This window comes from Rhodoferax sediminis, from assembly GCF_006970865.1.
Taxonomy (GTDB): domain Bacteria; phylum Pseudomonadota; class Gammaproteobacteria; order Burkholderiales; family Burkholderiaceae_C; genus Rhodoferax_A; species Rhodoferax_A sediminis.
On the sequence record NZ_CP035503.1, the window covers coordinates 4133745 to 4155178 of the forward strand.

Genomic DNA, 21434 nt, shown 5'->3' on the forward strand with positions numbered 1-21434 from the left:
GGGGCACCGTCGTGCCCAGTATGGGAAATCGCCTCTCAGGCATTTTCTTCCTCCGCTTCCGTGCGGGCGCGGCTGGCCACCACGTCTGCATCCTGTTGTTGTTCGATCCAGTCCGCCATCAGCGGAATGGCCAAGCGATATTCACCATCGCCGATCTCCCCCGAGAATTCAATTAGCTCGAGCTCGCGCAGATAGCTCAGATCGGCATCCAAAGGTTCATCTTCGACATCCACGCCGACTTGAGCCAATTGCTCGTGCAGCGTGCCGAATCCGATGTGCGTTCCCTGCTTGAAGCTCCGCGCGCACAGCAACAAGATGAGCTGCCGGCGATGGCGGCCGGCCTCCGGGCCCAAGGCTGCGTAATCCCACAAGCTGGCGAAGTGCTCGTTGTCCCGCACCAGCCCATGGGCTGCGTCGTTAACCACACTCGCGGTGATCGACCTGCTCTTGGTCTGCACCGCGTAGTCGAACACACGGTTGCACAGGCACTGCATCAGATAAGGGTGCCGTGCCGTGACCTCGATCACCCGCTCAATCGCTTCCTGAGAGAACGCCAGTTGATCACGCACGGGCTCGGTGACCACCTTGCGTGCGCTCTCCGTATCCAGTACTGTCACCGGGATGCTTGTTCCCAGACCATACAACGCAGACCAGTATTCCTCGCGCAGTCGTTTCAGGCGGCGCGATCCTGTCAGGATCGCCGAGAACTTCGGGTAGGTCTGAATCAGGAAGCGGATGTTCTCCGGCACCTGGGGTGATGTCACTCCGTTGTCGATACCCTCCTGCAGCTTGTCAAACTCATCGAGCATCAGCACCAGGCCAATGCCCAAGGGCTCCAGAACGCTCAGCACCAGTTCCAGATACTCGCGGAAATCGGCAAATGGTGATTCGGCGCCGATGCCCTCACGGCAGGCCCGCGCTACACCCAACGGCGGCTTACCGGCGGCAAAGGTCTCGCCGTTGGGCAGCGGGACATCGATGCCCAGTTTGGTCAGCGCCGTGGCGATGCTGCGGGCGATCTCGCGAAACACCTCTGCCGTCGGCACACCTACGACTTTTGCAGCACCTTCGGCCCCTTGGAGGCTGGCATAGACAGCCAGCCAGCCCGGGATCGCGGAGCGCCCTTCCAAATGTTTGAGAATCGAAGTTTTGCCTGCCCGTCGATTGCCTTCGAGCAGTACAACGTTGCCGTGGGTCGCGATCTGCCGGCTGATCTTGCCAAGCAGTTCATCACGCCCATAAAAGACACTGTGGCCATGCATCGGCTCCAGCGGGCTGCCGGTCACATAGGGGCTGCCACCCAGTTCAGCGGGCAACGAGTTGGCCGCTTTCTCGGGTTCGGCGACGCGGATCGCCAACTCGATTTCCCCCTCGACCATCGGCCCGGTCAGGACCCCTGCGCGCCAAAGCAGGCGCAATGACAGGTCGCCGCCTTGTTTGGATACGTCACCACGCAAATGGATGGGGAAAATGCCCCGCCCCCCGAGATAAGGAACCTCGACGATGCCCCAGTCTGGCTGCGTTTCCACACGCACATTGCGCAGTGGCAAAGGCCCTATGTTTTCCATCTCAACGGAGAACTCGGCGAAGCTACCCGCCTCCAGTGATCCCGGCGAGGTCCGCACCTGTAGCCCAACGGTATCGACCAGGTCCGCAATGGCAGCGCGCAACCATTCCCGCAGACGCTCAGTAATGGCGCGTGCTTGCGATTCAGCGGGCCGGTGGCCCGTGGTCTGAATTAACACCGCCTGCACGGCTCGCTCGGCACTCTCCAGCACGTTGAGCAGCCCGGGGCTGGGCGGAATCTGGGCCACCCCTGCCATTGCCAGTAGAGTATGAGTGAGCGGCGTTAGCCAGCGGGCAGCCTGACTGCTCACCTGATCCTGATCCAGCCAACGCAACGAAGTGCTTGCCAGCGCAGCGACGGGTTCGAAGTGCGCCAGTGCTGGTGTGTCGTCCAGGCCGCCTATAAACTTGGGCACTTTGCCATCCAAATCGGCCAGCCAGTTGGCGAGGCGATCAGACTCGCTACTGTCCGTAGCCTGAGCCAGGAAAGTCAGTGCATCAGTGCCGAAATCGCGGAACTCGGCCGCAGCTCTGGCCTGTATCGGCAGGGCTGCCAACGGTATCGGAAGCTCATTCAGTACAGCCCGGTTGAGATGCTGAATCACGGCACCACGCGACTGCGCCGACAACCAGTTCTGACACGCCGGGCTAGCCAGATAGGCCAGCAAATATCCCGCATCGAGCCGATCTTGATCGGTACGCAGCACGTAGAGCCCATTCGCAGCGACGGCACCAACAGCGCCGTTGCGCACCAGCGCAGCCTTACCGATGGTGCCCGACTTGGATACCAGTACATCACCCGGCAGCAGTGCCCAGCGTTGTTCGAGGCTGGCTAGCTCCGGCCGTAACCAACTTGAGGTGCGTTCAACCTTGCCCTGGCTCAGGTCCCTAATGCGCACATAGCCCACGGCGCGCTCGAACGGTGGCTCGTCCAGTAAATCGGCCGACTTGATGGAGCGGCCCGCTGATACCTTGGCCACGGTCGACAGCGGCGCCACCAACCCGCTATCGCCCAACACGTCCTTGAGGCTGGCCAGCAGCTCGTCCAGTCCGCCTTTTTCACGGCGGCGCGGCGACAAGTCCCAGTCGGCCGCAGCCAACTGTTCCATACCCACGTCCCATACCGACCTCGCCAGCCCGCCTATGCCCGGCTCACCCTCCGGAGCGCCACCAGGTGGAAGTTCACGCGGCTTACGCAGTTCAGGGCGACGAACCTCGTCCGCCAATTGCGCCGCGATGGCGGCGTGGATCAGCGGCGCCTTGCGGCCTGAACGCTGCTCGAACAAAGGGGCAGCATCTACCATGCGAACCCGGCTCGTTCCGCCTTGCTTGCTCAACACCAGCAGGCTGCCCTTGACGCTGGTGTAGGGTGCAAAGGCGCCAGCGGGCAGCCCGATCACGGCTTCAACCTGCCCCTGTTCCAGCAGGGAGCGGCGCAACTCACGCTCTGCCCCACCACGAAACAGAAAACCCTCGGGCACGGCAATCACCGCACGTCCGTGGGCCTTGAGCTGTGACAGCGCGTGCTGAATGAACAGACCCGTGCTGTCGTTGGTGGCAATGGCGAAGTGCTGGTAACGCCAAGGCTCGCGGCTGGTCTTGGCGCCGATGGGCGGGTTGGCCAGCACCACATCAAAGCCCTGGCGGCTGGGGCTGCTCAGCGACTCGCGCTCCAGGCTGTTGCCCAGCTCCAAGCGGGGCGCTTCGATACCCGCCAGCAGCATGCGCGTCAGACCGATCAGGAAAGCGCTGGCATTGATTTCGATACCCGCCACTTCCAGCAACGCACCCGGGCGACGCAGTTCGTTGCGGCTGCGCTCGGCCTGCTGCCAGGCCGCCACCAGAAAGTTGCCCGAGCCAAAGCACGGGTCGTACACGCGCTCGCCTGGCTGCGGGTTGGCTAATGCAGCGACGAGGCGGGCGATGTTGACCGGCGTAGCGTACTGGCCATCGTAGGGATCGCCGGTTTCAGCGATGGCCTGATCGAACACATCCAGCAGCGCACGGCGCTCGCTCGGGGTTTCGAACGGCAGATCGGCCACCCACCGTACGAAGTCGTGTAGGTATACGAAATTCACTTTCAAAACGCGGCGCAGTGGCTCAGTTAGCGCGTGCAGATAGGCTGCCACAGGGTGCGCCGCATCGCCGCGCAGCCTTTCGACGTGCCGCGCCAGCTCCTGCAGCCGGTCGGCGATGGCTAGAGGGGATTCCAGACGCCCCCAGTGTCGCCACTGCAGCGGCCCAGGCAACAGCGGCTGGTAAGTTCGATCCTCAAAGACCGCCATCGCCTCCTGCTCCACATCCTGCAGGTCAGCCCAGCGCAGCAACAGAAAAGCGGCGAACACCTCGCGGATCAGCGACCTGGACTCGCTGGCGGGCATTTCGTTGCGCAGCACGTCCAAGGCGGCGACCCACTGGGAGGTGGCTTCGCGCAGGTGCTTGTCTTGCACGATGCTCACAGCTCCCCGGCGAAGGCTTTGCGGAGGATGGCTTCGCGCATCCCTTGGCTTTCAGCCCTGGCAGCTTTCAATTCAGATACAAGCTGGTTCGCCTGCGCTTCGCGTTGTTCCATCTGGCCAAGCAACCGCTCTTGCACAGCAATGGTCGGCACCGAAAATGGAATCGAGCGCAAATTCTCAGAATTGATGTTGAACTGTCCAGCGGATGTGCGCCGACGGCTATCGATTTCTGATCGACCATTCGTGCTGTTCAAGAAATACGCGAGGTAACGCGGCAACACCTTTGTCTGATCAACACGAACACGGATCAGGTACGAGGCAAAGCCATAGGCCAGCTCTTGATTCCCTCCATCAAACACGGCGCAGCGTCCGACCAATTCACGGCTGCCGTTGGTTCGAACAAACAGCAGGTCGCCAGTCGAGAGACGAACACGTTCCGCATCGGCATCAATCAGATTGCAGTACTTCAGGTTGTCAAAATTCACCGCACCCCGAGCGACATTTGGGATACGCAAAATCGGCAAACCTTTCGGTTCGGAATGGCACTTCCGCGAGGTGCCGTACCTTGTTTCCATCGCAATTTCAGAGATGGTCATCAATGGGGCAATGCTCACTTGTGATGCGAAGACCTCGTTTAGCACGGAAGGCAGAACCGCGCTTGCTTCCTGAAACGTCTCCCGCCTAAGCCCGTTGATCTCCTCTACTCGCTCCATGCACTGCTTGATGCGGGCGACGATGCGGCGCTGTTCTGCGCGATCTGGATATGCGAAGTCGATTCCGCGAATCGACTTCGCAGACAGGTGCTTGACAGTCACGTAGGGGGTGGCGTCCTCGATCTGTTTGAGGTGGCTGTTGATGCCGAATCCAACAAATTCAGGATCGATATCTTCCGAAAAATCGATCAGCCGACAGACTCGTTGGTTCAGCAAAGCCTTATCGCCACGCCAAGTGTAGCAACGGAATTCACCGTCCATCCCAACTAGCAGATCGCCGCTGCGAACCACAAACCTTTGGTCATAGGTGCCGTTGTATCGAACAACTGTTGCAGAGCCGTTCTTCAGGTCACGAATGCGGATTAAAGGTGCGCCCCCAGATTCCGAGAAGAGATCGGAGTCGAAGGCAAATCCGTTCTGTACATCAAGAAGCTCACCGAGCTTGCTCTTCTTCCAGCCGGCTGGTATCACAAGCCACTTTCCAGCAGCGTTTCGAGCTCGTCCAGCAACTCGGTGATTCGAGCTTCCTTGGTCTTGATCGACTGCACCAGCTCCAGCGCCGGTCGATGCTCGTAATCATCGACCTTGTTCGGATTCTTGGCCGAGAGGTCATAGCCCTTGGCCACGATGTCGGCCAAGGGCACCGTCCAGGAGTTGTCGCCTTCCACACGGTCCTTCCACTTGGCTACGAAGTCGGGCAGCTGGTTGCCTGCAATCGGCTTGCGGGTCTGCTTGAGCTCAAAGCCGTCGTTGGCCAGGTCGTAATACCAGACAGACTCGGTGCCCGAGCCGTCTTGCGCGCGGTCGAAGAAGATCACATTGGTCTTGACGCCGGTGTAGGGCAGGAAGCAGCCTGCCGGCAGCGACAGGATGGTATGCACCTTGAACTGCTCCAGCAGCTCCTTGCGCACCTTCTGATCCGGGCCGCCACGGAACAGCACACCCTCGGGGATGACCACTGCGGCGCGACCGTCTTTGGCCAGGTTGGCCATGATGTGCTGCAGGAACAGGCACTCGGTAGCGCTGGAGCGTACACGGAAGTTTGTTTGCAGCTCCTGCGCCATCTTGCCGCCATAGGGCGGGTTGGCAAGGATGACCCGGTACTTGTCCTTCTCGGCCACGTTCTGGCTGTGCACCTCTAACGTGTTGGTCAGCTCCAGATTGGCGCCCTCGATGCCGTGCAAGATCATGTTCATCGAGCCCAGCAGGTAGGTCAATGGCTTGAGCTCCAGGCCAAAGAACGCCTTGTGCTGCAGGTCGTCGAGCTGCTTGCCGCTGAGGGTATTGTGATGGCGCAAGTAGTCGGCGGCTTCGCCCAGGAAACCCGCTGTACCAAAACAAGGGTCGTAAACATGCTCGCCGGGTTGCGGCTGCACTACCTGCACCATGGCGCGGATGATGTGGCGCTGAGTATAGAACTCGCCGGCGTAGCCGGCTGAGTCGGCCGCCACGCGCTTGAGCAGGTCTTCGTAGATTTCCGACAACACGATGACATCGGTCTCGCTGGAGAAGTGGAGCTTGTCCACTTGCTGCACGACTTTGGCGAAGCTCACGCCCCGGCGGCTGTAGTTGCGCACGTTGTCGAAGATGCGGCGGAAGCGCTGCGCCAGCGCATCGTTGCCCAGGCCTTTGGCCGGGTCCGGGCTGGTGAGCTTGATCCACAGCTTGCCATCGACGAATTCGAGCATCTCGTCGGGGTGGTCGGTGTCTTTCGCCCAGTGGCTCCAGGCGTAGTCACCCGTCAGGCGGCGCTCATAGGGCGTGTCGTCGAAGGCGGCCTCTTGCTCCTTGCGCGTTTCGGTTTCGTCGAAGGCCTTGAGGAAAAACAGCCAGGCGAGTTGCTCGACATAGTTGCGGGCATCCACGCCCTCAGCGTTGAGCTGGTCGCAGGCGTTCTTGACGATCTGCTGCACTTCCTGGCGGCGGTGATCGGAGTTGTTTTCGGTCATGTCGGTTCCTGTTGTTCTTCTGGGCCGGCCGCATCAGGCGGCCATAGCCACGTAAAGATGCTGCTTGACCAGTTCGAGGTCGGTCTTGAGCAGCGCCGGCCCACCGTAGCGCTGAGTCAGCGTGGTGAAACTGCCGAACTGCTCGGCAAATTGCGGGGCGCCGTAGGTGCGTGCCTGTTCAAGGTCGTCGATGCCGAACAGGCGGTAGTGATCCAGCGCGGTTTGCCACACATGGGTTTTGAAGCGCTGGCTCTCAGGCTGCGCGGTTTCGCCCAGATGGTCCAGCAGCCAAATTTGATCTTGGTCCCACAGTCGATTGGCGCGGTCAGCGCGGTTCGGCACGCGAGGCAGCTGAAAGCCGATCTTGGCTAGGATGTCGACATCGTCGGCATCGGGCAGGTCGAGGTAATGCCGGAAGGCCGCTGGGTAGATGTCGCGGTCGCGCAAGGCCTCGCGCAGCTCCTGACGACCGCCTTTGTCTATCCAGATGCGCAGCAGCTCATCCAAGCCCTTATGGCTAACGTCGAGGATGAACTCGCGCGATTGCTGCGTGTATTCCTCGAACGGCACCTTGCGTCCGTCGGCCAGGCAGACGTAGCGGTTCTCGGCAGAGATGACCACCCGCACTCCTTGCGCCAGATATTTGGCGCTGGGCTCCGCTGCCTTTGACGGTTTAGTCCGCTTCTGCTCGTAGCCTTTCTGGCGGTTTGCCGGGTGGCCATCGAACTCGGCATCCTCCAGTTGGCTAGCGCCGGAGTAGTCGAAGATGGTGAAATAGCGCTTGTCAATGTCCTCGCACAGCCGGGTGCCACGCCCCTTCATCTGCTTGTAGAGAATGGCGCTGCGCAGCGGGCGCACGAAGACGACGTTTTTCACGTCGGGCGCATCAAAGCCCGTGGTGAGCAGATCCACTGTCACGGCCACGCGCGGGTTGCTGGGTCCCACCACGGCGAAGTTGCGCTCGAGTTGGTGGCTGTTGCGTTCAGCCCGGGTAATGCGCGCGGCGTAGTCGGCGCTGCCCGAGAGACGGCGTAGCTCCTGCGCCATGAAGGCGGCGTGGGTGTCGTCCACGCAGAAAATGATGGTTTTCTCGTCGCGCAACTCGTACTTGCCCAGCACCTCCCAGAGGTCCTCCGCAATGGCCTTGGTGCGATCCGGCATGCGGATATCACGCTCGAAGTTGGCCGTGGTGTAGCGCTTGCCATCGGGGCCCGTGTAACCGTCCTCATCGACGTTGGTGATGCGCTCTTCCAACAGGTAGGGCACCAGGAAGCCGTCTTCGATGGCCTGCTTGAGGCTGTAGATGAAAACCGGGTCACCGAAGTAGTGCTGCGTGTCGCGGCGCTTTTCCTCTGCGGTCAGCGAGCGGTCGCCATCTTCGAGTTCGCGCGGGGTGGCCGTGAGGCCCAGCTGCAGCGCGCCGCCGAAATGTTTGAGAACGCCGAACCAGTCGCCAAAACCCGAGCGATGACATTCGTCGATGACCACCAGATCGAAGAAGTCCGGGTCGTAGTGTTCATAGACCTTCTTGCCTTCCAGCTCCTCATCGAGGCTCTGGTAATTTGCAAAGAAGACCTTACCGACCAGATGCTGCCCTTGCGCAACGGTGTCCTTGTCAATCTGCACGCGCTCCGAGGCCGTGAAGGCCGAGAAGGCACGATAGGCCTGATCCTTGAGACTATTGCGATCGGTCAGGAACAGCACGTGTTCACGCTTGAGCGCCTTGCCGTTGAGCAGCTTCCAAATGAGCTGAAAGATGGTGAAGGTCTTGCCGGTGCCGGTGGCCATCAGCAACAGCACACGGTCGTCACCTTGGGCGAACTGCCACAGCGCCTTATTGATAGCGATGTCTTGATACGGGCGCACGCCTCTGCGTGACACCTGGTCCATGTGATAGCCAGCGGCGAACGCGCCCTCCCAGCGGGACCAGTCAACCGACACGCCCATCCGGGCGACCAACTCGTCGGGCGACGGCGGTGCACTCAGTGACTCGAAAGCGCCGGTTTCGTTGTCCGTCAAGATCCAGTCATCGCCATTGGAGGCAATCGAGAACCGCAGCGAGAGTCGGCGTGCATAACGGGAGGCCTGCTGCATCCCATCGGCAGCGCTTTCGGACTCTGACTTGGCTTCCACGATGGCCAGCGGCACACCCCGGCAGCGCAGCAGGTAGTCGGCAATGATCGACTGGGTTTCGTCGTACATCGTGTCGCCGGTCAAGTTGACGCGCCCGGGCCCGATACGCAGCTGCTCCTGCCACGCCCAGCCGAGCGCCGCCAAGCGGGGCTCGATGAGTTCTTTGCAGGTCAGTCGTTCGTTGCGTGCCATTGAAGTTGCCTTGTTATCCAGTTCCCGGTGTTAGCCGGAGCCATAAAAAAAGTTGTGATCAAGTACCAATAAGCAGGATGCGTGCCAATTATCCAACCCCGTACTTTCGCAGCCAGTAGCTCAGGGTCTGGTAGCTGCCAATTCCGAGCAGGCGCGCAGCTTCAGACTTGTTCCCATGCGTCTGAGCCATGGCTCGCTCAAGGTAGTGGCGCGCGACACTCCCAATGATGTCTGGGAGTTGAATTGCCTGATCTAGAGGGCGACCGAGGATCGTTTCAGCCTTGGGGGCGACCGTCACTGCCAGGGACTCAGCCACGTCTTGACTAGTGATCCTGCCGCCAACGGCCCAGATGCTGGCACGCAGCAACGTGTTGTGAAGTTCCCGGACGTTGCCAGGCCAGGAGTGCTGGACAAGAAGGTTTCTTGCGGCAACATCCAATTTTTTATGTTTATAACCCGGCTGGGATGCGGCTTCGGCGTTTATTGACGCCAACAGCGAGTCAATCAGGATGTTGAGGTCACCTTCGCGTTGGCGCAGAGGAGGCAGGAGCAGCACACCCACCGCTAAGCGATGGAAGAGGTCTTCCCGGAATCGGCCACCCCTGATTTCATCGGGCAGGACTCGATTGGTGGCAGCGATAACCCGGATGTCGATGGGTTTGGCCCGGGTGGCGCCGACCCGGGTGACTTCGCGCTCTTGCAGGACTCGCAGCAGACGGACCTGGGAGGCCAAGGGCAGTTCGCCGATCTCATCGAGGAACAGGGTGCCGCCATCGGCGGATTCGAAATAGCCGGCGCGAGCGGACGTTGCCCCTGTGAAAGCGCCCTTTTCATGGCCAAACAGCTCCGCATCGACCAACTCTTGAGGAATCGCGCCGCAGTTGACGGCGACGAAAGGCATGCTGTTGCGCGCGCTGGCCTGATGGATCGCGCGCGCGAACAATTCCTTACCGGTGCCGGATTCGCCCTGAATGAGCACGGGCACCTCGCGCACCGCGAGGCGATGCGCCATTGCGACGGTACGCTTCATCGCTGCGCAGCGATGAACAATAGATGTGAAAGCCGGACTTTCGGGTGGCAAGCCCAGCATCAGACGAGCAAGTGAGTCGTCCGCCTGTTTGCTGACAACTGGTACAAACTCGGCCGATAACTCAAATGGAATGCTGACCTCTTTGACGCCTTGCTCGCGCGAAGACTCGATCAGTCTAGCCGGATACCTCGTCTTGGCAAGCAAGAGCCAGATAGCCGCCATGGCCGGCGTGCCTGGGCTTAGATGGAATGTGAGGGCGGCCGAGGGTGACGCTAGCTTGACCTTCTCGATTACGTCCGTGGCTGCACGAAAGATTTCTTCGAAGCTGGTGGGGCTCGTGAGCTTGACTTGGTGTGGCACAACTGGTACCTCAACCTGCTCACCAAGCCACAACGCAAAAGCGTGGGTTTTCTGCACACTGTGATCTGACAATAAGTGCACCGAACCAAATCGAAACGCTTTCATCGCGCCCAAGATAGGGCCTTGTGAATCGACATCACCGCACTCTGATGCGCGCAAGTCTGTATTGCCCAGCCACGCCAGCAATATCGCCATGGATCAGAAGTTCTTTGTCACATTCATAAAAAATATTGTACTTTGATAAGACTTGTTTGAACGGCAGCTTGGCTTCGTGACCGGCCGCATCAGCACAATGTTGCGCACTTTGCGTGCATCCACGCCGGTGTGGAGCCTCTGCGATGTGGCCAGAATGCTCGGTATGGCCTTGTCATTGTGCTGGAACTCGCGCAGGTGCTGCGCTCCCCTTGGCCCCAGTTTCGGTCTCGCCGTAAATGCCCTCGTGCGTCAGCCGGATCGGCGCTTCCTTCTCGATTTTTTTCATGTTGTCACTCGCGTGAATCGATCGCAGCGTTGCGGTCGCTGCCATTTTGTTGCGGCTCATGGCGCTCATTCAAAGTCTCCCGAGTTCCTGCTTCCGCGTTTGGGAATCGGCCCCGCCCAGTCGCTGAACTGCTGCAGCTCACCGGCAAAGTGAAGAGGCACTAGCCCCTGCGGCCCGTTGCGGTGCGCGACGATTTCGAGCTCGGAGAAGCCCTTGAAGTCCGGGCCCTTCTTGCTCAGGGGATGGGCATGGTCGTTGAACAGCAGCGCGATCTGGTCGGCAGCGGCCTCAATGGCCCCAGAGTCGCGCAGATGAGTCATCGTGGGCCGGTGGTAGCTCTCGTCGGCCTTGCGACTCATCTGCGACATCACCACCACCGCGATCTGCAGATCCATGGCCAGCGCCTTGATGCCGTTCACGATCACGTCCAGCTCGCGGTTCCGGTTTTCTTCCCCGGCGCCCTGCATGAGCTGCAGGAAGTCGACGAAGAGCACGTCCAGCCCATGCTGGCGCCTGACGCTCATCGCCTTGCGCCGGATGTCCAGCAGGTTCAAGGCGCATTGCTCGTCGTGGACCAGCTTTAGCTTGCCGAGCCGGTGCGCCGCCTCCGTCACGCCCTGCCACATGGGCTGATCCGATGCGTCAGCACCGACGATGCGGCCCAGGTCGATGGAGCTCATCGCCGCGGTGTGCCGGTGCATGAGCTCCATCACCGACATTTCCTGGCTGAGGAACAGGACGGTGTACTGGCGCGCCATGTTGCGCGCCAGGGCCAGCGCCAGCGCCGTCTTGCCGTGCTTGGGGCGGGCGCCGATGACCATCATCCCGCCGCGACGCAGGCCGCCGTTCAGGATCCGGTCCAGTCCGGCGATGCCGGTGGGGATAGCCGGGTTCTTGCCTTCGCTCAGGTCCTGCAGCAACGTCAGGTAGTCCGCGAGCGACTGGTTGATGTGCTGGGGCTCGCGCTGTGCCTTCACGGTCGCGAGTTTGGCCAGCACCATCTGGGCGCGGTCGACCTGTTCGGCCGGCGTGCCCTTGCCCTGGGCAATTTCGGCGATCTCGTCCGAGGCGGCCAGCAGCTGACGCTTGCGGTGGTGGTCGGACACGATTTCGGCATAGCGCACCACGTTGCGCGCGCCGGTGACGTATTGCGCGATCTCGTTCAGCGCCATCAGGCTCTCGTCGTCGGCCTTTCCCGCCTCGGACAATGCGTTGTGCAGCGTGATGATGTCAAAGACCTTGCCGGCGGCCACCTGCTGCAGCATGGCCCGATAGATGTCCTGGTGAAACTCGACGTAGAAGGCTGTAGGGTCCAGCCCTGAGATGCGCGTGGCGGCCGCGTTGTCGGCCAGCAGGCTGCCCAGCAGGCCCCATTCCGATTCGATGCTGTGCGGGATCATGCGCCCCCCGGGTTTTCTCGATGACCTGTGAGCGGCCATTGCTGGAAAACAGGTACTTGATGTCAGCGCGCCAGTTCTCGTGCCCTGCGCTTCGGGCCACGCGGCCCATGACGAAGTCGTTGTCGCGGGCCCGGGTGAAGTAGCCGCGGAGCCAGGCCAACGCCTCGCCTGCCGTGGTTGCCCGTGGGGTGCCGTCCGACCTCGGTTCCGTGAGTACCCATTTCCAGAAGATGCCAAAGTACTTCTTGCGGTCGTCGCCCATCAGTTTGATCGTGGGCAACTCGGGCAGGACCTCGTGGTACAGGTCGCGAATGGCTTGGTGCGGGCAGGCAGGAAACTTGGTTTTCTGCGGACCTGACGGTTCTTGATGGTTCAATGATGGATTGGCTGCAATTTCTTGCAGGGGTTTCGCGCAATTTATTGCAGCCCCCACGGCAATCTTTTGCAGCCCTGCAATTTTTTGCACCCCTGCAGATTTTTGCAGCCCTTTGATGTCAATTTTGTAGAGGTTGCAGCCCTTGGGGCCTTGAGCGACATGCACACTCAACTCACCAGAGTCCTGAAGCTGACGCAAAAGATAATTTGCTGCTCGTGACTGGACGCGGCACTTCCTGGCCAGCGTGGCGACGGCTGGATAGGCCCGGCCGTCATCGTCAGCGAAATCCGCAATGGCCAACAGCATGAGTAACGGGCTGCCCCCGTGCTGCGAGCCGGCCCAGACCTGAGACATGACCTGGATGCTCATTCTGTCAAGCCCATCACCCGATCAAGCCACTGCTCCATAGCGTCCAGGCCGCGGAGCTCTCGGGTCAGTGCCCACCGGGTGGCGATGTACACCACGGGAGTGAGGTCCCCCTCGATGCGGTGCAGCGAAATGCCGGCCAGGGCCGCGCGCGCCTGCAGGGTCGCAAAGCGTTTTGAATCGGGAGATTCCGGTGGGCGCGTCATGCGGCACCCCCGATCTGGCCAAGGTACACTTTTGCCGCGCGCAGGTTCGGCAGCGCGCGCGATATGCCCAAGCGAGGAGCGCTCACGAGCACCGACGCGCCGCTCAGCGGGTACAGGCGCAGTCCGATCCGCTCGAACTGGCGTGCCAGCCTTGCGAATGTGCTGAAGTCGTCGGCGATAGCTTGCAGGGCCCCGCGATTCTGCCTAGAATTCACGCACAGAGTTTTTTGATTCAAGGGGCCTGCAGCATGTGGTGTGCTGCGGGCCTCGTCATTTGCGGGCGCGCTGCGCCCCGCCGTGTAGGCGCTGGTGGGGTGTTCCATGGTTGCACCTCACGCTGCGCTCTGAGCTTCGATCCAGGCCCGCACATCGCCCACTTTCCATGCCGTTACGCGCTCGGACAATTTCACGGGTTTTGGGAATGTGCCGGCTTTTGTCATGCGCCACAAGGTGGGCGCGCTGAATGGCAACGGCGCCGGCGTCTCGGGTCTTTTGGGACTTTGGACGAGCTGCGATTCCCGAATAAATGCGCTGTTTGGGAGCGCATCGAAAACCGAATGAAGGATGGGTGCCTTTTGCGCCGGGATGCTTGAGGCGATAGGCGTTTTAGGTGACGTGGGTTTGTGTGGCATTGTGCGAGCCTTCCTGTGAATGAAGGCCCGACGATGCCGGGTTTGGGTGTCGCTGTGCCCGAATTCGGTTTGTCGTTCCCGAATTCGGTTTTCCGCTAGGGCTGGTGCGGCTTTGTAGGTAGCACAGTATCCGTCGCCTGCTTCAAATACTTGCGCACCGTGTCATCAGAAACGCCAATTCCAAGATCCGCTAGGTCGTCCGCGATCTCTTTTGGCGCACGGCTTTTTGCAGCTGCGGAATCGTAGTTGTAGCCCTTTACGGCCATACCAATTACCAGTTTTAGCAGGGTGTCGCGCTCTCGCGTCGATAACGATTTTTCGTCCAATTGTTTGGAGGTCATACCCTCCGTTCGCTCTGCTTCAAACCTCAAAATGCTGGGCAAGTCAAAAAGCAATTCACTCCAATATTTTTCCAGCGGAATCCCAAACTCAATAGATGCAATGTGCGGCGATGGCTCATCGTGTCTGCTGAAAGAAGGAAAATAACAACTGTCAATGCCGTCACGGATTGGATGTCTAAGAACCAAGTACCCCCGATTAACGAATGTTGGACCCAATACGTCATCGTCGTCAGCGGGGTTATGGTAGTGTTCATCAGGTCCGAACGTAGGTCGATTCTCAAGATCGGTAAATTTCTCGGGGTCACTAACAAAAATGATTGGGCGTAGTTGACCTTCGATCACTTCATACTTCAAATCACGTTCGCTGCACTTCCATCGTTGCAAAAGCTCATCTGCCTGCAAAAACTGGCGCTTAAATACGATGCCCATGCCACCCCCTTAAATGGTGTCCGAGTACTAGCTAAAACAGTCGGGCCAGGGTCCCCGATTTTCACGATCGGGGATCAGCCTAGTGTAGTGCGCCACACTGTTCTGTACTTATCTCGTTGCCCCTGCCAACGCGGCTTTGGCCCGCGTGACCTTTGCCAGGATGTCCTTGGCGCTGGCGGTCCAGATGAAGGGCTTGGGGTGGGCGTTGTGATGCACGACGTACAGGTCGATGGCCAACTCCAACTCCGCTACGCTGGTGAAGCTGTCGCGCCGGATGCGGTTCTCGGAGATGTCGCGAAAGAACCGCTCGACCATGTTCAGCCAGGATGCGCTGGTCGGCGTGAAGTGCATGACGAACCTTGGGTGCTTGGCCAGCCAGGCCTGAACGTCTGGGTGGGTGTGGGTGCCGTAGTTGTCCACGATCAGATGCAACTGCAATTGCTTGGGCGTATTGCGCTGGATCAGGCGCAGGAACTTGAGCCACTCTTCGTGGCGGTGCTGCGGTTGGCACATCGAGATCACCGTGCCGTCCAGCGTGTTCAGCGCAGCGAACAGTGTCGTGGTGCCGTGGCGCTTGTAGTCGTGGGTAACGGTGCCGGCGCGCCCGGCCTTCATCGGCAAGCCTGGCTGCGTACGGTTCAACGCCTGGATCTGGCTCTTCTCGTCGCAGCTGAGCACGAGCGCGTGCTCGGGCGGGTTCAAGTACAGACCCACCACATCCAGCAGCTTGTCCTCGAAGCGCGGGTCGCGCGAGAGCTTGAAGCCTCGCTGCAGGTGCGGTTTAACGCCGTTGCGCTGCCACACGCGCCGGATGGTGGTGGCGCTCAAGCCCAGATGTTCGGCGAGCGTGCGCGTGCTCCAGTGCGTGCCCGCCACGGGCTTGGTGTGCAGCGTCACCTGAAGAATGCGCGAGTGCACTTCGGGGGTAAACGTGGGTGTGCGCCCCGAGCGCGGCGCGTCCTGGCGCAGCGCATCGATCCCGCCGCAGAGGAAACGCTGGCGCCACAGCGCGACTTGGCGGCGATCCAGGTCAACCTGTGCCGCGATGTCCTTGTTCTGCCAGCCCTGGGCCGCCAGCAGGATCACGCGCGCGCGTTGTTGGAGTCTGGCTTCGATGCGCCGCCGCTTGGACAGCGCGCGCAACTCGCGCTCGGTCGTGACATCAAGCTCAATCGTTTCGGCAACTCGCATCGGTCCAGCCTCCTGGGCGGTTGGAGTATGCCGGAACGAATAAGTTCTATAACTTTTGGCGCACTGCACTAGGACTGGCAAAACTGTTTTACTATGTCGCCGCGCGCAGCGGTATCACGTCCGCGCCGATGCGCAGTTTGTCCAAGTAGTCCGCCCACTTTTGCATCATCTTGCGCCGTGCCGGCAGGTGTGCCGTGCGGTTATAGGCACGTCCGTTCGGGTCTTTCACCGCATGGGCCAATTGATGCTCGATCAGGTCCACGCGCTCGCCCAGCACTTCATCCATGATGGTGCGCGCCATCGCCCGGAACCCGTGCGCAGAGTGAACCTCTTTGCTGTAGCCCATGCCGCGCAAGGCTGCGTTGATGGTGTTTTCACTCATGGGGCGCTCGCCGGTGCGCAGGCTGGGGAATACATAGCGGCCATGCCCGGTCATGGGCTGCACGCTGCGCAGAATCTCGACGGCCTGCGTGGACAGCGGCACGATATGGTCGTTTTTCATTTTCATCTTGCGGCCGGGGATGCGCCATTCCGCCGCCTCAAGATCAAGCTCTGCCCATTCCGCCGTGCGCAGCTCGCCGGGGCGCACGAACACCAGCGGGGTCAGCTTCAGCGCCGCTACGGTACTCGGATGACCGGTGTAATCAAATATTGAGCGCATCAACTCACCGGCCTGCTTGGGCTCGGTGATCGCCGCAAAGTGCGATTCAGGTATCGCCGCCAGCGCACCGCGCAGGTCAGTCGTCACATCGCGTTCGGCCAGACCAACCGCCACGGCATAGCGAAAAATCTGTCCGCATATTTGCTTGGCCCGGTGCGCCGTGTCTACAGATCCCCGGGCTTCGATCTTGCGAACCGCTTTGTCCAGCACGTCACGCGCTTTGATGGTGGATATGGGCATCTTGCCGATGAAAGGAAAAACGTCCTTTTCCAGCAAAGTGGTGATTCTGGACTGAGTAACCTCTGCGCGCTTGGACACGGTCTTGGTCAGCCAGACACGGGCAACTGCCTCAAAAGTGTGAGCTGCGGCGTCCGCCTGGGCTTGCTTTTCTTCACGCTTGGCATTGGCCGGATCAATGCCATCCGCCAATTGCTCCCGTGCTTTGTCGCGGCGCTGTCGTGCTTTTGCCAGCGATACCGCCGGGTAAACACCCAGCGCCAGCGTCTTTTGCTTGCGCATGAACCGGTAGCTCATGCGCCAGTACTTGCCGGCAGGCTTGACGTGCAGATACAGCCCTTGGCCGTCGGCATGCTTTTCGCCTGTCGCTAACCCGCCGGGCTTGATGTTCCTCACGAACGTGTCTGTCAGCGCCATAGACTCTCCTCTTTGTTGGTACGTCTGGCGCTGGTATCTTCGGATGCCCGCAGAAATACCAACTTTTTGTTGGTATTTCATGATAAGGGGTGAAACGTCGTGAGATGACAATAACCCGATAAATGCTAGGAAATATGCGGGTTTTGAGGCTTCTTGATGCTGTGTGAGGCAGCGAAGTGGTGCGGCTGGCGGGGATCGAACCCACGACCCTTGGCTTCGGAGGCCAATACTCTATCCACTGAGCTACAGCCGCGTCCTGGGGGATTGTACCTGTGGGGTCCGGCGCGCTCTGGCGCGCGGGGCCGGTGCTCCGCGAATGCGGTCAGCCGTTGTAGCGCTGGAAGACCAAAGTGGCGTTGGTTCCACCAAAACCGAAACTGTTCGACATGATCGTATTCAACGTGACGTTGTCCTGGCGTTCGCGCACGATGGGAATACCTTCGGCGCCCGGATCGAGTTGGGTGATGTTGGCCGACGCACTGAGAAAGTTTTCCTGCATCATCAACAAGGAATAAATGGCCTCATGCACGCCGGCTGCACCCAGCGCGTGGCCCGTCAGCGATTTCGTGGAGCTGACCGCAGGCACCCCGTCCTTGCCGAACACGGCCCGCAGAGCTTCGAGTTCCCGGGTATCGCCGACCGGCGTACTGGTGCCGTGCGCATTGATGTAATCGATCTTGCCCGTAACCGTGGCCATGGCCTGCTGCATGCAGCGCACGGCGCCCTCGCCCGAAGGTTGCACCATGTCATAGCCATCGGAGGTGGCGCCATAACCGGTCAGCTCCGCATAAATTTCGGCGCCGCGCGCCCTGGCGTGCTCCAGCTCTTCCATCACCAGCACACCGCCGCCGCCGGAGATGACAAACCCGTCCCGGGTTTCATCGTAGGGGCGTGACGCCGTGGCAGGCGAGTCGTTGTACTTGGACGACAGCGCGCCCATGGCGTCGAACAGCAGCGACATGGTCCAGTGCACTTCCTCGCCGCCCCCCGCGAACACCACATCCTGTTTGCCCATCTGGATCAATTCCATCGCATGGCCTATGCAGTGCGCGCTGGTGGCGCAGGCGGAGCTGATGGAGTAGTTCACGCCCTTGATTTTGTACGGCGTGGCCAGGCAGGCCGTGGTGGTACTGGACATGGTCCGTGGCACCATGTAAGGACCCACTTTGCGAATACCCTTGGCGCGCAGGATATCGGCCGCTTCGACCAAATTGGAGGTCGAAGGGCCGCCCGAGCCCATCACCAGGCCGGTGCGGAAATTCGATACCTCGGATTCACCCAGCCCGGAATCATCGATGGCCTGCTGCATGGCAATGTAGTTGAATGCCGCACCATCGCCCATGAAACGCTTGATTTTGCGGTCGATGAATTGATCGAGGTCGATATTGATCGGGCCATGGACATGGCTGCGAAAGCCCATGTCGCGGTACACCTCGGAAAATACAATGCCCGAGCGCCCCTGCCTCAAGGAATCGACAACGTCCTGGCGGTTATTCCCGATGCTGGAAACAATGCCCAGTCCGGTGACGACGACTCGTTTCATCGTTGGTGTCCTCAAAAGCTTTCCGTGGAAGTGAACAAGCCAACGCGCAGATCAGCGGCCTCGTAAATAACCTTGCCGTCCACCTCCATGGTGGCGTCGGCGATGCCCAGCACCAGCTTGCGCATGACCACTCTTTTAATATTGATCCGGTAGATGACTTTTTTCGCGGTGGGCAGCACTTGCCCGGTGAATTTGACTTCCCCGACGCCCAGGGCGCGGCCTTTGCCCGGGCCGCCCATCCAGCACAAATAAAACCCCAGCAGTTGCCACATCGCATCCAGGCCCAGGCAGCCAGGCATGACGGGATCTCCCTGGAAATGACAGGCAAAAAACCACAAATCGGGGTGGATATCGAGTTCGGCAACGATTTCGCCTTTCCCATAAGCACCGCCCTGATCCGTAATCAGGGTGATGCGATCCATCATCAACATGTTGGGCAGCGGCAATTGCGCATTCTTCGGGCCATACAGCTCGCCCCGGCCGGACTTCAACAATTCTTCGCGCGTAAAACTGTGCTGCTTTTCCATATGGCCTGTCGCCTTGATCATTTAAAGTTTGCCGCTTCGCAAAATACCCGGGAAAGTCAGCCCGCGTTTGCCAGGAAGTTGGGCTGGCACCCTCCTGCGGACTGCACCCGCGTGGTCTGCAGCAGGCTGGCGCCGATTATCCCTTATTGATGGGGGGTCGATTGGGCCCCGGCGCTGCGCTCAACGCGCGCCGGCTGGGTGCGGCGACAGACCCAGGCCCGCCAGATAGGCGTCGAGTGCATGGCGGCCCGCTTTGGGCAGATCGAAAGCCGCCGGCTCGAGCAGCCAGTTGCCGATCAGTCCGTCGATCATGGCGTGCAGGCCGCGCGCCGCCGCCGCCGCGGGCACGGGCAGGCGCTGGCCGCGTATTTTGGCCGCCTGGCGCAGACCGTGCGCAAGCTGGGCCACGCACTCATCGCGCACCGCGAGGTGCCGCAGCCGCACCGCGCGCATCTCGTTCACATACTCGACCTTGTGCGTGGCCACCTCGAACACCCTGCGCGTTTGTGCGTCGGTGGCTGTGCGGCGCAACGCGTCGAGCATGGCTCCGCGAATGTCGTGCAGCGGGTCCAGCTCCGTGCCCTGCCCCATGCGCTGGAACGATTCTTCCAGGGGCAGCGTGACGCGCTCGATCATGGCGTTGAACAGATCCGCCTTGTCCTTGAAATGCCAGTAAATGGCACCGCGCGTGGCACCCGCCTGCAGCGCGATGTCGTTCAGCGAGGTGCGCGACACCCCCTGGGCCTGAAACAGCAACTCCGCGGCGTCCAGTAGCCGATGGCGGGTGGCGAGCGCCTCTTCTTTGGTGCGGCGAGCCAAAATGGAACCCTCTCGGTTAAACTCACGACCCTCGAACATACATTCACGGATGTATGTAATCCTGGATTGTATCGATCGCCGCACCGGCTTGCCTGCTCTGTACCTGTGCTGCTGCCAAAATAACCCGGCTCCGGCCCCGATCGGGCCCCCTCTCACCAAAGGAATCGCATGCCTGCCCTGCGCCTCGCCAAGCCTGATTCGTTGCTGACTCCCACGAGTCGTCTGTTGCTGTCGGGCAGCTTGCTGCTGGCCCTGCTGTTGACCGGTTGCGGCAAGAGCAGTACGTCGGCCAATGCAGCCCCCGGCGCACCGCCGCCGACCGAGGTGGGCGTGGTCACGGTCACCCCGGGCAATGTGGGGCTGGTCACCGAATTGCCGGGCCGGCTCGAAGCCTCGCGCGTCGCGCAGGTCCGGGCCCGGGCCGCGGGCATCCTGCAAAAGCGCGTGTTTGTCGAGGGCAGCGACGTGAAGGCGGGCCAGCTGTTGTTCCGCATCGATGCCGCACCCTACGCCGCGGCCTACCAGAGCGCGCAGGCATCACTGGGCAAGGCCCAGGCGAATCTGGCGCAAGCCGCGGCACTGGCCGAGCGCTACAAACCGCTGGTGGAAGCCAATGCGGTCAGCAAGCAGGATTACGCCAATGCCGTGGCGGGGCAAAAGCAGGCCGAGGCCGACGTCGCCGCCGGCAAGGCGGCCGTGCAGACCGCCAAAATCAACCTTGACTACGCCAGCGTGACCGCGCCCATCTCCGGGCGCATTGGCCGCGCACTGGTCACGGAGGGCGCGCTGGTCGGACAGGGCGAGGCCACGCAGCTGGCCGTGATCCAGCAAATCGACCCGGTGTATGTGAACTTCACCCAGTCTGCCGGCGAGGTCATGAAGTTGCGTAAGGCGCTGGACGATGGACGGCTCAAACGCGCCAGCGGCAGTGCGGCGGCCAGTGTGCGCGTGGTGCTGGAAGACGGCACCGAATACGCCCGGCCCGGCCGGCTGCTGTTCTCGGACCTGACGGTCGACCCCACGACGGGCCAGATCATGCTGCGCGCCGAAGTGCCCAATCCCGGCGGCGTGCTGCTGCCGGGACTCTATGTGCGGGTGCGGCTGGAGCAGGCCCAGGCCGGCGACGCGGTGCTGCTGCCGCAACAGGCGGTGACGCGATCGAACCAGGGTGACAGCGTGATGGTGGTCTCCAGCGACGGCAAGGTCAGCCCGCGCCCGGTCAAGATCGGCAATGCGCAGGGTGCGCAGTGGGTGGTGCTAAGCGGACTCAAGGCTGGCGAGCAGGTCATGGTGGACGGCTTCCAGAAGCTGAGCCCCAATGCAACCGTCAAGGCCGTCCCGTGGCAGGCCGCGGCCAAACCTGCCAGCGCGCCGGCGTCCGCCGCGTCCACCAAATAAGGGGCGCC

At 61.0% G+C, this 21434-nt stretch carries 17 protein-coding genes and 1 tRNA gene; 1 reads left to right on the forward strand and 17 read right to left on the reverse strand.

The window, feature by feature from the left end; all coding sequences use genetic code 11:
• Window positions 1-35: 35 nt before the first annotated feature.
• The 17 genes from EUB48_RS19930 to EUB48_RS20010 form a co-directional block, all read right to left on the reverse strand.
• Window positions 36-4025 carry an N-6 DNA methylase gene (locus tag EUB48_RS19930; protein WP_142820811.1) on the reverse strand — a complete coding sequence of 1330 codons (3990 nt, stop codon included), beginning with the start codon at window positions 4023-4025 and terminating at the stop codon, window positions 36-38.
• Window positions 4022-5209 (reverse strand): restriction endonuclease subunit S, encoded by a 1188-nt coding sequence (locus EUB48_RS19935; protein ID WP_142820812.1) that lies wholly within the window; start codon window positions 5207-5209, stop codon window positions 4022-4024. Before EUB48_RS19935 ends, EUB48_RS19930 begins: the two co-directional genes overlap by 4 nt.
• Window positions 5206-6687, reverse strand: a complete 1482-nt coding sequence (locus EUB48_RS19940) for a type I restriction-modification system subunit M (RefSeq protein ID WP_142820813.1) — start codon at window positions 6685-6687, stop codon at window positions 5206-5208. Before EUB48_RS19940 ends, EUB48_RS19935 begins: the two co-directional genes overlap by 4 nt.
• Before the next feature lie 33 nt (window positions 6688-6720).
• Window positions 6721-9012 (reverse strand): DEAD/DEAH box helicase family protein, encoded by a 2292-nt coding sequence (locus EUB48_RS19945; protein ID WP_142820814.1) that lies wholly within the window; start codon window positions 9010-9012, stop codon window positions 6721-6723.
• Window positions 9013-9100: 88 nt separating this feature from the next.
• Complete coding sequence (locus EUB48_RS19950) at window positions 9101-10597, reverse strand: sigma-54 interaction domain-containing protein (protein ID WP_142820815.1); 1497 nt, start codon at window positions 10595-10597, stop codon at window positions 9101-9103.
• Window positions 10598-10769: 172 nt separating this feature from the next.
• Complete coding sequence (locus EUB48_RS19955) at window positions 10770-10952, reverse strand: hypothetical protein (RefSeq protein ID WP_142820816.1); 183 nt, start codon at window positions 10950-10952, stop codon at window positions 10770-10772.
• Complete coding sequence (locus EUB48_RS19960; protein ID WP_142820817.1) at window positions 10949-12283, reverse strand: replicative DNA helicase; 1335 nt, start codon at window positions 12281-12283, stop codon at window positions 10949-10951. Before EUB48_RS19960 ends, EUB48_RS19955 begins: the two co-directional genes overlap by 4 nt.
• 741 nt (window positions 12284-13024) lie before the next feature.
• Window positions 13025-13231 carry a hypothetical protein gene (locus tag EUB48_RS19965; RefSeq protein ID WP_142820818.1) on the reverse strand — a complete coding sequence of 69 codons (207 nt, stop codon included), beginning with the start codon at window positions 13229-13231 and terminating at the stop codon, window positions 13025-13027.
• A complete protein-coding gene (locus tag EUB48_RS19970; protein ID WP_142820819.1) occupies window positions 13228-13554 on the reverse strand; it encodes a hypothetical protein in 327 nt (108 codons plus the stop codon). The genes EUB48_RS19965 and EUB48_RS19970 overlap by 4 nt, the downstream gene beginning before the upstream one ends.
• A gap of 9 nt (window positions 13555-13563) precedes the next feature.
• Window positions 13564-13863 (reverse strand): helix-turn-helix transcriptional regulator, encoded by a 300-nt coding sequence (locus tag EUB48_RS21880; RefSeq protein ID WP_142820820.1) that lies wholly within the window; start codon window positions 13861-13863, stop codon window positions 13564-13566.
• 95 nt (window positions 13864-13958) lie between these two features.
• A complete protein-coding gene (locus tag EUB48_RS19980) occupies window positions 13959-14633 on the reverse strand; it encodes a hypothetical protein (RefSeq protein ID WP_142820821.1) in 675 nt (224 codons plus the stop codon).
• Between the two features lie 108 nt (window positions 14634-14741).
• Window positions 14742-15824 carry an IS630 family transposase gene (locus EUB48_RS19985; protein ID WP_142819806.1) on the reverse strand — a complete coding sequence of 361 codons (1083 nt, stop codon included), beginning with the start codon at window positions 15822-15824 and terminating at the stop codon, window positions 14742-14744.
• 91 nt (window positions 15825-15915) lie between these two features.
• On the reverse strand, window positions 15916-17139 hold the full coding sequence (locus EUB48_RS19990; RefSeq protein ID WP_142820822.1) for a tyrosine-type recombinase/integrase: 1224 nt from the start codon (window positions 17137-17139) through the stop codon (window positions 15916-15918).
• Between the two features lie 177 nt (window positions 17140-17316).
• Window positions 17317-17392 (reverse strand) — tRNA-Arg (locus tag EUB48_RS19995).
• Window positions 17393-17461: 69 nt separating this feature from the next.
• Window positions 17462-18682 (reverse strand): beta-ketoacyl-ACP synthase I, encoded by a 1221-nt coding sequence (gene fabB, locus EUB48_RS20000; RefSeq protein ID WP_142820823.1) that lies wholly within the window; start codon window positions 18680-18682, stop codon window positions 17462-17464.
• A gap of 11 nt (window positions 18683-18693) precedes the next feature.
• Complete coding sequence (gene fabA, locus EUB48_RS20005; protein WP_077560637.1) at window positions 18694-19209, reverse strand: 3-hydroxyacyl-[acyl-carrier-protein] dehydratase FabA; 516 nt, start codon at window positions 19207-19209, stop codon at window positions 18694-18696.
• Between the two features lie 180 nt (window positions 19210-19389).
• On the reverse strand, window positions 19390-20028 hold the full coding sequence (locus EUB48_RS20010) for a TetR family transcriptional regulator (RefSeq protein WP_210411665.1): 639 nt from the start codon (window positions 20026-20028) through the stop codon (window positions 19390-19392).
• Between the two features lie 168 nt (window positions 20029-20196).
• Between EUB48_RS20010 and EUB48_RS20015 the strand changes: the two genes are divergently transcribed.
• Window positions 20197-21426, forward strand: a complete 1230-nt coding sequence (locus EUB48_RS20015) for an efflux RND transporter periplasmic adaptor subunit (RefSeq protein WP_142820824.1) — start codon at window positions 20197-20199, stop codon at window positions 21424-21426.
• Window positions 21427-21434 lie beyond the last annotated feature (8 nt).

What these genes read in the sequence shown, in the direction of transcription:
- fabA (WP_077560637.1), bottom strand. Translation starts at nt 19,209, where the DNA reads ATGGAAAAGCAGCACAGTTTTACGCGCGAAGAATTGTTGAAGTCCGGC.
- EUB48_RS19980 (WP_142820821.1), bottom strand. Translation starts at nt 14,633, where the DNA reads ATGGGCATCGTATTTAAGCGCCAGTTTTTGCAGGCAGATGAGCTTTTG.
- EUB48_RS21880 (WP_142820820.1), bottom strand. Translation starts at nt 13,863, where the DNA reads ATGCCACACAAACCCACGTCACCTAAAACGCCTATCGCCTCAAGCATC.
- EUB48_RS19960 (WP_142820817.1), bottom strand. Translation starts at nt 12,283, where the DNA reads ATGATCCCGCACAGCATCGAATCGGAATGGGGCCTGCTGGGCAGCCTG.
- EUB48_RS19940 (WP_142820813.1), bottom strand. Translation starts at nt 6,687, where the DNA reads ATGACCGAAAACAACTCCGATCACCGCCGCCAGGAAGTGCAGCAGATC.
- EUB48_RS19955 (WP_142820816.1), bottom strand. Translation starts at nt 10,952, where the DNA reads ATGAGCGCCATGAGCCGCAACAAAATGGCAGCGACCGCAACGCTGCGA.
- EUB48_RS19990 (WP_142820822.1), bottom strand. Translation starts at nt 17,139, where the DNA reads ATGGCGCTGACAGACACGTTCGTGAGGAACATCAAGCCCGGCGGGTTA.
- EUB48_RS19985 (WP_142819806.1), bottom strand. Translation starts at nt 15,824, where the DNA reads ATGCGAGTTGCCGAAACGATTGAGCTTGATGTCACGACCGAGCGCGAG.
- EUB48_RS20015 (WP_142820824.1), top strand. Translation starts at nt 20,197, where the DNA reads ATGCCTGCCCTGCGCCTCGCCAAGCCTGATTCGTTGCTGACTCCCACG.
- fabB (WP_142820823.1), bottom strand. Translation starts at nt 18,682, where the DNA reads ATGAAACGAGTCGTCGTCACCGGACTGGGCATTGTTTCCAGCATCGGG.
- EUB48_RS19970 (WP_142820819.1), bottom strand. Translation starts at nt 13,554, where the DNA reads ATGGAACACCCCACCAGCGCCTACACGGCGGGGCGCAGCGCGCCCGCA.
- EUB48_RS19950 (WP_142820815.1), bottom strand. Translation starts at nt 10,597, where the DNA reads ATGGCGATATTGCTGGCGTGGCTGGGCAATACAGACTTGCGCGCATCA.
- EUB48_RS19945 (WP_142820814.1), bottom strand. Translation starts at nt 9,012, where the DNA reads ATGGCACGCAACGAACGACTGACCTGCAAAGAACTCATCGAGCCCCGC.
- EUB48_RS19965 (WP_142820818.1), bottom strand. Translation starts at nt 13,231, where the DNA reads ATGACGCGCCCACCGGAATCTCCCGATTCAAAACGCTTTGCGACCCTG.